Source organism: Streptomyces sp. NPDC102402 (assembly GCF_044765765.1).
In the GTDB taxonomy this organism is placed as follows: domain Bacteria; phylum Actinomycetota; class Actinomycetes; order Streptomycetales; family Streptomycetaceae; genus Streptomyces.
In genome coordinates, this window is sequence record NZ_JBIWKR010000002.1 from 892,369 (window position 1) to 905,583 (window position 13,215).

Consider the following 13,215-nt stretch of genomic DNA (forward strand, 5'->3'; position numbering starts at 1 on the left):
CCCCGGGAACGGGAACTAGGTAAAGCCTCAGTAAGTTGCATAGGTGGGCTCTACGATCGCTGGGCCTGCTTCACACGACCGCGAACTTCGAGGTGCGCACGTTGGCTTTCCAGATGCCGGACCGCGGCGGAGGCCCGACCGGGCCACGGATCAGAGTCGGCCGCCCGTCCCGGCGCGTCCGTACCCTGCTCATGACATTGGGTGTCCTGGCGGTCCTCGCCATGGCCTTCGTCATGTTCGCGGGGTTCTGGACGGACTGGCTCTGGTACAGGTCGGTCGCGTTTTCTTCCGTCTTCACCACCACTCTGTGGACCAAGATCGGGTTGTTCCTCGTCTTCGGACTGCTGATGGCCGTGGCCATCGGTGTGAACATCTGGCTCGCACACCGGCTCCGGCCGCCGCTGAGCGCGATGTCACTGGAGCAGCAGAGCCTCGACCGGTACCGGATGAGCGTCGCCCCCTACAAGAAGTGGGTGCTGCTCGCGGTCACCGCGCTCGTCGGGCTGATCGCCGGCGCCTCCGCGTCGGGCCAGTGGCGCACATGGCTGATGTACGTCAACGGCGTGTCGTTCGGGCAGAAGGACCCCCAGTTCAAGCTGGACGTCTCCTTCTACGCCTTCGACCTGCCGTGGTACCGCTTCCTGCTCGGGTTCGGCTTCGCCGCCGTGGTGCTGTCGCTGATCGCGGCGGCCGTGACCCACTACCTCTACGGGGGGCTGCGGGTTACCAGCCCCGGCGCGCGGGCGACGGGTGCGGCCACCGGCCATCTCTCCGTGCTGCTGGGCGTCTTCGTCTCGCTGAAGGCCGTGGCGTACTGGCTCGACCGGTACGGCCTGGCGGTGAAGTCGAGCGACTTCAAGGCCACGGACAACTGGACGGGCCTGCGGTACGTCGACGCCAACGCCTATCTGCCGGCGAAGACGATCCTGTTCTGCATCGCGGTGATCTGCGCCGTGCTCTTCTTCGCGACCCTCTGGCGGCGCACCTGGCAGCTGCCGGTGATCGGTTTCGGGCTGATGGTGCTGTCGGCGATCCTCATCGGCGGTCTCTACCCGGCGATCGTGCAGAAGTTCCAGGTCCAGCCCAACGAGCAGGCCAAGGAAGCACCGTTCATCCGGAAGAACATCGACGCGACGCGTGATGCCTACGACATCGACGACGCACAGGTGGACGACTACTCCGGCAAGAGCACGACGACGGACGAGGCCAAGCTCAGGGCTTCCGCGAGCGACGCGGCGAGCTACCGGGTGATGGACCCGAACGTCGTCTCCCCGGCGTTCCAGCAGCTCCAGCAGCGGAGGAACTACTACCAGTTCCCCAGGACGCTGGACGTCGACCGCTACAAGGGTGAGGACGGCAAGGAGCAGGACACCGTCATCGGCCTGCGCGAGCTGAACCTCGACGGCCTTCCCAAGCGGAACTGGATCAACGACCACTTCACGTACACCCACGGCTACGGCGCCATCGCGGCCCGGGGCACCACGACGGGCACCAACCCGGCGGGCTCCCCGGACTTCACGGAGTCGGGCCTGCCGACCACCGGCGAGCTGGGGGAGTACGAGCAGCGGATCTACTACGGCGAGAAGACCGAGCAGTACTCCATCGTCGGCGGGCCCCAGAAGGAGCTCGACTACGAGGAGGACGGCGAGAAGACCACCAGCTACAAGGGTGACAGCGGGGTCAGTCTCTCCAACGCGTTCAACCGCGCCGCCTACGCGGTGTCCATGAGCGAGCCGCAGATCCTGTATTCCGGGGCCATCGGCGAGGGATCACGCATCCTGTACAACCGGACCCCCAAGGAGCGCGTCGAGGCGGTCGCCCCCTGGCTGACCATCGACGGCGACGCCTATCCGGCGGTCGTCGGGAAGCGCATCCAGTGGGTCGTCGACGCCTACACCACGACCAACGGCTATCCGTACGCCTCGCGTACGACGCTCGGTGACACCACCGCCGACTCGCTGACCACCAACCAGCGTGCGGTCGTCGCCCAGCAGAACCAGGTCAACTACATCCGCAACTCGGTGAAGGCCACCGTCGACGCCTACACCGGCAAGGTCACGCTCTACGAGTGGGACACCGAGGACCCGGTGCTCAAGACGTGGCGCAAGGCCTTCCCCGGGACCGTGAAGTCGCGGGGCGACATCCCGCAGGACCTGATGGACCACCTGCGGTACCCGCAGGACCTGTTCAAGGTCCAGCGGGAGCTCCTCACGCGCTACCACGTCGAGGACCCGGCGCAGTTCTACAGCGGCAGTGACGCCTGGCAGGTGCCGGACGACCCCACCAACAAGGAGCCCGGGGCCGTCCCGCCGTACTACCTGAGCATGAAGATGCCGGGTCAGGACACGCAGAAGTTCTCGCTGACCACGACGTTCACCCCGAGAGGGCGGCCCAACCTCGGGGCGTTCATGGCGGTGGACGCGGACGCGGCCAGCAAGGACTACGGCACGATAAGACTGCTGAGAGTCACCACCACCGTGAAGGGCCCCGGCCAGGTACAGAGTGAGCTCAACGGCAACGACGACGTGGCCGAGTTCGTGAGGAACCTCAAGGGCACCGACTCGGACATCGAGTACGGCAACCTGCTGACGGTGCCGCTCGACGGGGGCTTCCTCTACATCGAACCGGTCTACACGCGCGGTGGCACGCAGAACTACCCGCTGCTGCGCAAGGTGGCCGCCTCGTACGGATCGAAGATCGTCTTCGAGAACAGTCTCGGGGAGGCGCTCAACGCGGTCTTCGGGGTCGAGGGTTCCGACCCGACCACGCCGCCGACGGAGCCGACCGAGCCACCGGGCGACACCACGGAGCCGCCGGCCACCGGGGAAGCGGCGCTGAAGAAGGCCATCGCGGACGCCCAGGAGGCGTACACCGCCGGTGAGGCGGCCCTCAAGGAGCAGGACTGGGAGGCCTACGGCAAGGCCCAGTCGGACCTGCAGGAGGCGCTCGAGCGGGCCGCCGCGGCCCAGCCCAAGTCCGGCGGCGGATCGCCGGGCACGGAGGGCACCGGGAAGCCGGAGGGCGGCGACCAGGGCAGCTGAGAAAGGTCCACCCCGCGTCGTGGTACGGTTTGAACACAACGACGCGGGGTGGAGCAGCTCGGTAGCTCGCTGGGCTCATAACCCAGAGGTCGCAGGTTCAAATCCTGTCCCCGCTACTGAAAGGTGAAGGCCCGGATCCTTTGGGATCCGGGCCTTTGTCATGTCATGAGGCGTTTTCTCAAGTTGTCGGAGTGAAGTGCGGTTCGCGGGGCACCAGTTGGACCCAGCCGTGTTTCACTTGTCTCTCTGTGGGCATGTCGACAAAACGCTGAAGTGACCTCACTGGCCGCGATATACCAGGTGTACGCGGGTTGCAGGTGGTGCGACGATGGTATTTATGGGGGACAGGGCAACTCTGTTGGAGACAGGGCGGTTTGTGCAGCGACGCGGCCGGACGGCGGAAAACGAGGCAGATGCGGCATTCGCCGCTGCCCTGGCCGGGACCGCCGACGGCGCGCACGAGGCCCCGATCCTGGCCGCGGGTGTCAACGGCACGGTCGGCGCCGCCAAGAGCGGCGGCGCCTTTGAAGCCGCGGACACCGCCGGGGGCGCGGACGCCGCCAGGGCCGCGGACACCGCCAGGGGCACGGACACCGCCGAGGGTGCGGACACCACCGACACCGCGGACCACGCCGACGAGACCGAGGCCCGGCACCGTCGAGCCGCGGAAGCCGGTGACGCGGCGTCGATGAGCGTCCTGGGTGCCCTCCTGCTGCGCCGCGGCGACCTGGACGGCGCGGAGGCCTACCTGCGTGCCGCCACCGCCGAGGGAGACCGTGCCGCGGCGAACAACCTCGGTGTGCTGCTCCACCAGAGGGGATACGCGGACGAGGCGGCAGGGTGGTGGCGTATCGCCGCCGTCGCCGGCTCCGCCGCCGCCGCGCACGCTCTGGGGCGCCACTTCCGTGAGCGTGGCGACGAGCCCGGTGCCGAGTACTGGCTGTGCCAGTCCGCCGAACAGGGCCACGCGCTGGGCGCGTACGCACTGGCCGATCTGCTGGAGCACCGCGGCGACGCGGGCGCAGAGCGCTGGCTGCGCGCGGCCGCGGAGCAGGGCCACCGGGAGGCCGCGTACCGCCTGGCGCGGACGATCGAGCGCAACGCCGTCGGTGACGCGCACGACGCCTTCGGGCTGGGCCGCGTCGTCGGCGAGAGCCGCCCCGGGCTGGACGCCGGTGCGCCGGTGAAGCGCGACAGCCCCGTCGCGGGCCCCGACTCCGGACGGGTCGGCGAGGCCGAGCAGTGGTACCGCCAGGCCGCCGCGCGCGGCCACCGCCGTGCCGCCCTGCATCTCGGCGCGATCCTCGAACAGCGCGGTGAGCTGAAGGAGGCCGGCCGCTGGTACCTCACCGCCGCCAAGGAGGGCGAGGCCCGCGCGGCCTGCGCCCTCGGCTTCCTGCTGCGCGACGCGGGCGACGAGGAGAGCGCCGCCGTCTGGTGGCTGCGTGCCGCCCAGGACGGCGACGGCAACGCCGCCAACGCGCTGGGCGCGCTGCACGCCGCCAGGGGCGAGCAGCAGACCGCCGAGCGCTGGTACCGGGCCGCCATGGACGCCGGTGACGTCAACGGCGCGTACAACCTCGGTCTTCTCTGCGCGGCTCAGGACCGGATCCCGCAGGCGGAGCAGTGGTACCGCCGTGCGGCCTACGCCGGGCACCGTGAGGCGGCGAACGCGCTGGCCGTCCTGCTGCTCCAGGAGGGCGACGCGACCGGGGCCGAGCCGTGGTTCTCCAAGGCGGCCGAGGCGGGCAGCGTGGACGCCGCCTTCAATCTCGGCATCCTGCACGCCGGACGGGACGAGGACCGCACGGCACTCGGCTGGTACCAGCGGGCGGCGGCGGCCGGGCACACCGATGCCGCGCTCCAGGTCGGCATGGCGCTGCTGAGGGACGGCGAGGAGCGGGAGGCCGAGCGCCATCTCCGCTGCGCCGCGGGTGGCGGCAGCGCCGAGGCGGCCTTCCGGCTGGCCGGTGTCCTCGACCTGCGCCAGCCGGCCCCCGGGCCTCCCGCCCTGGGGGAGCCGATGCCGGAGAAGACCGAGTGCGAGGAGTGGTACGAGAGGGCCGCCGAGCAGGGGCACCGCCGTGCCCAGGTCAGGGCCGGAATGCTCGCGGCCGCGCGAGGCGACATGGCCAACGCCGCCCGCTGGTACCGCGAGGCCGCCGAGTCGGGCAGCAGCAACGGGGCGTTCAACCTCGGCCTGCTGCTCGCCCGGGAGGGCAGCGAGCGTGAGGCGGCCCTGTGGTGGAGCCGCGCCGCCAACGACGGGCACGGCCGGGCGGCCCTGCGTCTGGCCCTGCTCGCCGCCCGCAGGGGCGAGCTCACCGAGGGGCAGCGCTGGTGCGCCCGGGCGGTCGAACTGGGTCCGGCTGAGGTCGCGGAGCGAGCGGCTCGGCTCCTGGAGGCGCTGCATCAGGAGCTCACCGCGTGACGACGGCCGGCCGGTGCGGGGGGCCGCACGGGTGTCCCGGGAATGAATTTGCTCCTGCGGGCCGGGGTGCCGTACTGTTGCACTCACAACGACGCGGGGTGGAGCAGCTCGGTAGCTCGCTGGGCTCATAACCCAGAGGTCGCAGGTTCAAATCCTGTCCCCGCTACTGAAAGACAGAGGCCCGGATCCTTCCAAGGATCCGGGCCTCTGTCGTATGCCCGCGCAAAGCCGCCCCCGAAGGGGCGGCGGCGGGCGCCTCCTCAGGCCGTGGCGGCGCAGCTCGGGCAGACGCCCCGGTAGGTCACCTCGACGTTCGAGACGGTGAAGCCGAAGCGCTCGTCGGCGGGCAGGTCCGCCAGTGGGTCGCCCGACGGGTGCACGTCCCGGATCGCCCCGCACAGCCCGCACACCAGATGGTGGTGAGGGCGGTGGGCGTTGGGGTCGTACCGCTTCGCACGCCGGTCGGTGGAGACCTCGATGACCTCGCCGAGGGTCACCATCTCGCCCAGCGTGTTGTAGACGGTGGCGCGGGAGATCTCGGGCAGCCGTTCGACGGCCCTCGCGTGCACCTCGTCCGCCGTCAGGTGCACATGGTCCCCCACGAGAACCTCGGCCACCACGCGCCGCTGGGCCGTCATGCGCCAGCCGCGTCCACGAAGTCGTTCCAGGAGGTCACTCATGGGGTCAGCCTAACAGTGGGACGACCGAGTCCCGAATAGGTGTGACTTTAGATGTCAGCCTACATTGGACTAAATCCAATGTAGGATCGATGCATATCGGCCAAGGGCAGGCTGCGGCCGAGAACGGACCGCACAGGGCGCGACGCCGTGCAGGGTCATGACGCAGGAGGCACACGTGATTCAGGGACCGCTCACCACGGAGGCCGGCGCTCCGGTTGCCGACAACCAGAACAGCGAGACCGCCGGCCCCGGTGGGCCGGTTCTCGTCCAGGACCAGGCGCTTCTCGAGAAGCTCGCCCACTTCAACCGCGAGCGCATCCCGGAGCGGGTGGTGCACGCCCGTGGCGCCGGCGCCTACGGCACGTTCACCCTGACCCGCGACGTCTCGCGGTGGACCCGGGCGAAGTTCCTCTCGGAGGCCGGCAGGCAGACCGAGACCTTTCTGCGGTTCTCCACGGTGGCGGGCAGCCTCGGCTCCGCCGACGCGGTCCGTGACCCCCGCGGCTGGGCGCTGAAGTTCTACACCGAAGAGGGCAACTACGACCTCGTCGGCAACAACACCCCGGTGTTCTTCGTCAAGGACGCCATCAAGTTCCCCGACTTCATCCACACCCAGAAGCGCGACCCGTACACCGGCTCGCAGGAGGCGGACAACGTCTGGGACTTCTGGGGTCTGTCGCCGGAGTCCACGCACCAGGTGACCTGGCTGTTCGGGGACCGGGGCATCCCGGCGTCGTACCGTCACATGAACGGCTACGGCTCGCACACCTACCAGTGGAACAACGAGGCCGGCGAGGTCTTCTGGGTCAAGTACCACTTCAAGACCGACCAGGGCATCGAGAACCTCACCACCGAGGAGGCCGTCCGCCTCTCCGGCGTGGACCCGGACAGCCACCAGCGCGACCTGCGCGAGTCCATCGAGCGGGGCGACTACCCGACGTGGACCGTGCAGGTCCAGGTCATGCCGGCGGCCGAGGCGGCGGCGTACCGCTTCAACCCGTTCGACCTCACCAAGGTGTGGCCCCACGAGGACTACCCCCCGATCGAGATCGGGAAGCTCGAGCTCAACCGCAACCCCGAGAACGTCTTCGCCGAGGTCGAGCAGTCGGTCTTCAGCCCGGCGCACTTCGTCCCCGGCATCGGCCCGTCCCCGGACAAGATGCTCCAGGGCCGTCTCTTCGCGTACGGCGACGCCCACCGCTACCGCGTCGGCGTCAACGCCGACCACCTGCCGGTCAACCGCCCCCACGCCACCGAGGCGCGCACCAACAGCCGTGACGGCCACCTGTACGACGGCCGCCACAAGGGCGCCAGGAACTACGAGCCGAACAGCTTCGGCGGCCCCGTCCAGACCGGCCGGCCGCTCTGGCAGCCGGTTCCCGTCACCGGTGGCACCGCCGGCCACGAGGCCCCGAGCCACGCCGAGGACGACGACTTCGTGCAGGCGGGCAACCTCTACCGGCTCATGTCGGAGGACGAGAAGGGCCGGCTGATCGACAACCTGGCCGGGTTCATCTCCCAGGTCTCGCGCGACGACATCGCCGAGCGCGCGATCGGCAACTTCCGCCGGGCCGACGGAGACTTCGGCAAGCGGCTCGACGCCGCCGTCCAGGCCCTGCGCGGCTAGGGGTTTCCGTTCGGATCAGGCCGGATCGCGGCGCGGGGTCCGGTGCCGTGTGTCGCGAGGCGGACGAGGAAGTCGCCGGCGACTGACGGCAACGCCGCGGGGGTACCCCGGACGGAGTCCGGGGGAGTGGTGCGGTGCCGGGCCGCGCGAGCCCGGCATGGTCCAGACGAGAGGCCCTGGCGCGGACGCCTGTCGGCGACGGCGGGCCGGATGTCCCTCGGGCGTTTCAGGGGGCGCCCGGCCCGCCGTCGTGCCGGGCCCGGGGTGCGGCGGGTCCCGACCGCAGCCGGTCCTGCCCGGTGGGCCCTGGGTGCGACGGGCGGGCCGCCGCTTCCGTCGGGGTGCCCGCTCGCGGTCAGAGCACCATTTCGGCCGCCCGCCGCCGCACCGGGACCCAGCACCGGATGATGTCGCGTACCGAGACGATGCCGACGGGGCCATGGCCGTCCAGCACGATCAGATGCCGGAAGCCCCCGTGTGTCATGGCCTCCGCGGCCTCCTCCAGGGTCCAGGCGGGGGAGGCGAAGACGACATCGGTGGTGGTGTGGGTGGACGCGGTCTCGACATCCGGATCCAGGCCCGAGCCCACCGCGTCGAGGATGTCGCGCTCGGTGATGATGCCGAGGCCGCAGGTGTCCGGGTCGTGGACGACAGCCGCTCCGATGCGGCGGGCCGACATCAGCCGGGCCGCCTGGCGGAGCGTATGGGCCGGTCCGATGGTCAGGACCAGTGTGCTCATGGCGTCACGGACGAGCATGAAAGGAGCCACCTCCTTCGTGAAGTGACCTGTGGAGCGGTCTTCGTGAGCCGATTCACAAGTTCACAAATGGGGGGACTCTCAGAGTGGCACCTCGGAGGGAACTCGACAAGGCCCCGGCGCCCCGGGCACCGCGGGGTGCGCCGGACGGATCCCGGTACCGCGGGTGGCCGCACACGCGGCTCCCGACGGCAGCCATCCGGCCGGTCCGGCCGCGTGCACGCGGCCGGACCGGGGGCACTCCCGGCCGGCCGGTCCTCTGCCGCGCTCGGTGACGTAGGCCGCGGAGACCGGGACCGGGTCTCAGTAGCGCTGGTTGAGATAGCCGAGCAGCTCGTGGTGGAGCAGCCCGTTGGACGCCGCCGCGTTGCCGCCGCCGGGCCCGGAGACGCCGTCGAGGCTGGTGAACCGCCCGCCCGCCTCCTGGACGATGATCGCGTTCGCCGCCATGTCCCACAGGGAGAGCTCCGGCTCCGCACAGATGTCCACCGACCCCTCGGCGACCATCATGTAGGGCCAGAAGTCCCCGTAGCCCCGGGTGCGCCAGCAGGCCCGCGTGAGGTCCATGAAACCGTCGAGCCGGCCCTGCTCCTCCCAGCCGGTCATCGAGGCGTACGCGAACGAGGAGTCCGCGATGCGCTCGACCTTCGACACGTGCAGCCGGGTCGCGGACGTCAGGCTGCGGCCGGAGAAGGCCCCGGCGCCCTTCGCCGCCCACCAGCGGCGGTTCAGCGCCGGTGCCGACACCACGCCGACCACGGGCTGGAAGCCGTCCTCGCCCGCCTCCATCAGGGAGATCAACGTCGCCCAGACGGGGACACCCCGTACGTAGTTCTTCGTGCCGTCGATCGGGTCGATGACCCAGCGCCGCGGGCCCGTGCCCTCGATCCCGTACTCCTCGCCCAGGATCGCGTCACGGGGGCGGGCCCGGTGCAGGTGCCCGCGGATCAGCTCCTCCGCGTGTTTGTCGGCCTCACTCACCGGCGTCATGTCCGGCTTGGTCTCGACCTTGAGGTCCAGAGCCTTGAACCGGTCCATCGTCGCCGCGTCGGCGGCGTCCGCCAGTACATGGGCCAGGCGCAGATCATCGTGGTAGTCGGGCATGCCGTCACAGTATCCACAGCCACCCGCCCGGGCTACACGGCCCCGCGCGGGGCCGTCGGACCCTTGACAGTGCTCCTGGGCGCGTCAACCCTGACCACAGGTCCCCGGCCCCCGGCGTGGGAGGCGACGATGCCATCGGCGCGAGAAGCACTGCTGGACTCCGCGCACTCGGCGCTGTCGACGCGGCCCTGGACCGCCGTGCGCATGGTCGACGTGGCCGCGTCCGCCGGGGTCTCCCGGCAGACCCTCTACAACGAGTTCGGCAGCAAGGGCGGTCTGGCCCACGCGCTGATCAGGCGCGCGGTGGACGCCTGTCTGGACGGTGTGGAGGAGACACTCGGCCGGGCCGAGGGGGAAGGGCTCGCGGAACTCGCCCGCTGGACGGTCCGGGCGGCCCGCGCGGACGTGCTCGTCAAGGCGCTGCTCACGGGCGTCTGGGGCGACCGCTTACCCGGACCGGGAGCACTTGCTCCCGCGGGGCGGGACGCCGGGGCCGCACTTCCCACGCCCGCCGAACTGCTGGTGCTCGTCCGGGACCGGGCCGTCGCCGCGCTGCAGCGGGGTCCCGTGCCGCGTGACCCGGCGAAGCTGGTGCCGGCCTGCGAGATCGCGCTCAGGCTCGCCCTCTCCTACGCGCTGGTGCCGTCGGAACCCGCGGCTCAGTGCGCCGAACCGGACAGCTGCAGGCCGATCACGCCGATGATCACCAGTGAGATCGACACCAGCTTGAGCGCGGAGACCACGTCGTCGAGGAAGACCATCCCGTAGATCGCCGTCCCCGCGGCCCCGATGCCCGTCCACACGGCGTACGCGGGGCCTACGTCGAGCTTCTTGAGGGCCAGTGTGAGCAGGCCGAAGCTCCCGAGGGCGAACGCGCAGAACGCGATGGTCGGCCAGAGACGGGTGAATCCGTGCGAAAGCTTCAGGCACACGGCGAAGCCGGTCTCGAGCAGTCCAGCGACCACGACCAGCAACCACGCCATCGTCCGGTGCCTCCCACATAGGTGACGCTACGTCCTGCTCGGGCGATTATGCCCTTACCGGCCCTGGGGGGCCGCAAACGTGCGCGAGTCGGGCGGCATCCGCCGCCGCGTCTCAGTCCCCCTCGCGCCGCTCCCGGGTCGAGAGCAGCCTCCGCAGGGAGTCGAGCCGCGCCGGGTCGGCGTGTCCCTCCGCGACCCAGGCGTCCAGGGCGCACTCCGGCTCCTGGCCGTCGTGGGTGCAGCCGCGCGGACAGTTCTCCGTACCCGGCTGGAGGTCGGGGAAGGCGTTGATGACCCGGGAGGGGTCGACGTGGTGGAGCCCGAACGACCGCACGCCCGGGGTGTCGACCACCCAGCCGCGGCCGTCGGGCAGCGGAAGTGCGAGCGCCGAGGTGGTGGTGTGCCGGCCGCGGCCCGTGACGGCGTTGACCACCCCGGTCGTACGCCTCCGGTCCTTCGGTACCAGGGCGTTGACCAGGGTCGTCTTGCCGACCCCGGAGTGCCCGACGAAGGCGGTCACCCGGTCGTTCAGCAGCTCGCGGACCCGGTCGGCGGCGTCGCCGTTCTCCAGCTCCTCGCGGCTCGTCACGACGTAGGGGACACCCAGCGGGGTGTAGGCCTCCAGGAGCTTGTCGGCCGAGGCGAGGTCGGACTTGGTCAGCACCAGGAGCGGGGTGAGCCCGCCGTCGTACGCCGCCACCAGGCAGCGGTCGATCATGCGCGGGCGTGGTTCCGGGTCGGCGAGCGCCGTGACGATGGCCAGCTGGTCGGCGTTGGCGACGACCACCCGCTCGAACGGATCGTCGTCGTCCGCCGTGCGGCGGAGCACCGACGTGCGCGCACCGATCCGCACGATCCGCGCCAGGGTGTCCTTGTCGCCGGAGAGGTCACCCACCAGGGAGACCCGGTCGCCCACCACGGCGGCCTTGCGGCCCAGCTCGCGGGCCTTCATGGCCACCACCGTGCGGTCCTCGACCAGGCACGTCAGCCTGCCCCGGTCGACGGTGAGGACCATGCCGTCCTCGGCGTCCTCGTGCTTGGGACGCGTGTGCGTGCGGGGCCGGTTGCCCTTGGGGTTGGGCCGGACGCGGATGTCGTCCTCGTCGGGGTTCTTCCCGTAGCGGCGCATGTCCTCAGGCTCCGCGCCTCGCCGGGGCGGCGCCGAGCACCCCGGGTGAGACGCCCACGGCGCCGGAGGGTTCCCCGAGCATGCCGGTCCACATCTCCGGGAAGTCCGGCAGGGTCTTGGCCGTGGTGCCGATGTTCTCGATCTCCACCCCGGCGACGGAGAGGCCGATGATCGCGCCCGCGGTCGCCATCCGGTGGTCGTCGTACGTGTGGAAGGTGCCGGCGCGCAGCGGGCGGGGGTTGATGCGCAGGCCGTCGGCGGTCTCCGTGACGTCGCCGCCGAGGCCGTTGATCTCCTTGGTGAGCGCCGCCAGCCGGTCCGTCTCGTGCAGCCGCAGATGGGCGACGCCGCTCAGGGTGGACGGGGAGTCGGCGAGGGCGGCGAGAGCCGCGATGCCCGGCGTCAGCTCACCGATCTCGCTCAGATCGATGTCGATGCCGTGGATCCTGCCCGAGCCCCTGAAGGTGAGACCGCGCTCGGTCAGCTCGCACGCGCCCCCCATTGCGGTGAAGATCGCGCGCAGCGCGTCACCCGGCTGGGTGGTCCGCAGCGGCCAGTCGGGGACGGTGACCCGGCCGCCGGTCACCAGGGCGGCGGCCAGGAACGGCTGGGCGTTGGAGAGATCGGGCTCCACGGTCAGGTCGCGGCCCAGCAGGGCGGAGGGGGAGACGCGCCAGACGTCGGGCTCACCGCCCGACTCGGGCTCGTCGACCTGGGCGCCGACCGAGCGCAGCATGTCGACGGTCATCCGGATGTGGGGCATGGACGGCAGTGCGGATCCGGTGTGGCGCACCTCCACGCCCTGGTTGAACCGGGGGGCGGACAGCAGCAGGGCCGAGACGAACTGGGAGGACGAGGAGGCGTCGATGGACACCGGGCCGCCGTCCAGCGCGCCCGCGCCGTGGACGGTCAGGGGCAGCGTCCCCCGGCCGTCGTCGTCGATCCTGGCTCCCAGGGACTTCAGGGCACCGATCACGCCGTGCAGCGGACGTTCGTAGGACCGCGGGTCGCCGTCGAAGTGGACCGGGCCGTCCGCGAGGCACGCCACGGGCGGCAGGAAGCGCATCACGGTTCCCGCGTTGCCGACGTCCACCCGGGCCGGACCGTGCAGACCGGCGGGGATCACGCGCCAGGCCTCGCCCGAGCCGTCCGGGCCGACGCCCTCCTCGATGCCGACGCCCATCGCGCGCAGGGCCTGGGCCATCAGCAGGGTGTCGCGGCTGCGGAGCGGGCGGCGCAGCCAGCCCGGCTCGGAGGAGAGCGAGGCGAGGACGAGAGCGCGGTTGGTGACCGACTTCGATCCGGGCACGGTGACGGTCGCGTCGACGGCCCCGGTCGCGAGGGGGGCGGGCCAGAGGGCGGGGTGCACGGAACTTTCGGTCATGCCCCTCACTTTAGTGGCTCAGCGCAAACCCAGATCCTGAACAAAAAGGAGGAAATGGGGGCGTAATACAAGGGTGGTA

General features: G+C 70.9%; 10 protein-coding genes and 2 tRNA genes. 6 read left to right on the top strand and 6 right to left on the bottom strand.

The window, feature by feature from the left end; translation table 11 throughout:
* Positions 1-113 precede the first annotated feature (113 nt).
* The 4 genes from ACIRJR_RS08960 to ACIRJR_RS08975 all read left to right on the top strand — a co-directional run bounded on the left by ACIRJR_RS08960 (position 114) and on the right by ACIRJR_RS08975 (position 5,638).
* Positions 114-3,041 carry a UPF0182 family protein gene (locus ACIRJR_RS08960; RefSeq protein ID WP_403776445.1) on the top strand — a complete coding sequence of 976 codons (2,928 nt, stop codon included), beginning with the start codon at positions 114-116 and terminating at the stop codon, positions 3,039-3,041.
* Positions 3,042-3,083: 42 nt separating this feature from the next.
* Positions 3,084-3,157, top strand: a tRNA-Met gene (locus tag ACIRJR_RS08965).
* 212 nt (positions 3,158-3,369) lie between these two features.
* Complete coding sequence (locus ACIRJR_RS08970) at positions 3,370-5,472, top strand: sel1 repeat family protein (RefSeq protein WP_403776000.1); 2,103 nt, start codon at positions 3,370-3,372, stop codon at positions 5,470-5,472.
* A 92-nt stretch (positions 5,473-5,564) separates the two neighbouring features.
* Positions 5,565-5,638: transfer RNA gene (locus ACIRJR_RS08975), tRNA-Met, on the top strand.
* A 94-nt stretch (positions 5,639-5,732) separates the two neighbouring features.
* On the opposite strand, the gene ACIRJR_RS08980 is transcribed toward ACIRJR_RS08975, so the two are convergent.
* A complete protein-coding gene (locus ACIRJR_RS08980) occupies positions 5,733-6,152 on the bottom strand; it encodes a Fur family transcriptional regulator (protein ID WP_403776003.1) in 420 nt (139 codons plus the stop codon).
* A gap of 157 nt (positions 6,153-6,309) precedes the next feature.
* Between ACIRJR_RS08980 and ACIRJR_RS08985 the strand changes: the two genes are divergently transcribed.
* Positions 6,310-7,779, top strand: a complete 1,470-nt coding sequence (locus tag ACIRJR_RS08985) for a catalase (protein WP_403776006.1) — start codon at positions 6,310-6,312, stop codon at positions 7,777-7,779.
* Between the two features lie 355 nt (positions 7,780-8,134).
* On the opposite strand, the gene ACIRJR_RS08990 is transcribed toward ACIRJR_RS08985, so the two are convergent.
* Both ACIRJR_RS08990 and hisN read right to left on the bottom strand, forming a co-directional pair.
* Entirely contained in the window at positions 8,135-8,536 is a 402-nt protein-coding gene (locus tag ACIRJR_RS08990) for a cyclic nucleotide-binding/CBS domain-containing protein (RefSeq protein WP_403776009.1), read from the bottom strand.
* A 303-nt stretch (positions 8,537-8,839) separates the two neighbouring features.
* The gene (gene hisN / locus ACIRJR_RS08995) at positions 8,840-9,640 is read right to left on the bottom strand and encodes a histidinol-phosphatase (protein WP_403776012.1); all 801 of its coding nucleotides are present in this window, start codon (positions 9,638-9,640) and stop codon (positions 8,840-8,842) included.
* Between the two features lie 129 nt (positions 9,641-9,769).
* Here hisN and ACIRJR_RS09000 point away from each other — a divergent pair, with 129 nt between their 5' ends.
* Entirely contained in the window at positions 9,770-10,408 is a 639-nt protein-coding gene (locus tag ACIRJR_RS09000; protein ID WP_403776015.1) for a TetR/AcrR family transcriptional regulator, read from the top strand.
* Here ACIRJR_RS09000 and ACIRJR_RS09005 read toward each other — a convergent pair.
* From ACIRJR_RS09005 to aroA, 3 genes are all read right to left on the bottom strand, one after another.
* On the bottom strand, positions 10,300-10,623 hold the full coding sequence (locus tag ACIRJR_RS09005) for a multidrug efflux SMR transporter (RefSeq protein ID WP_104788939.1): 324 nt from the start codon (positions 10,621-10,623) through the stop codon (positions 10,300-10,302). The genes ACIRJR_RS09000 and ACIRJR_RS09005 overlap by 109 nt on opposite strands.
* Positions 10,624-10,735: 112 nt before the next feature.
* A complete protein-coding gene (gene rsgA / locus ACIRJR_RS09010; protein WP_403776019.1) occupies positions 10,736-11,752 on the bottom strand; it encodes a ribosome small subunit-dependent GTPase A in 1,017 nt (338 codons plus the stop codon).
* Positions 11,753-11,756: 4 nt separating this feature from the next.
* Positions 11,757-13,136, bottom strand: a complete 1,380-nt coding sequence (gene aroA / locus ACIRJR_RS09015; RefSeq protein WP_403776022.1) for a 3-phosphoshikimate 1-carboxyvinyltransferase — start codon at positions 13,134-13,136, stop codon at positions 11,757-11,759.
* Between the last annotated feature and the right edge of the window lie 79 nt (positions 13,137-13,215).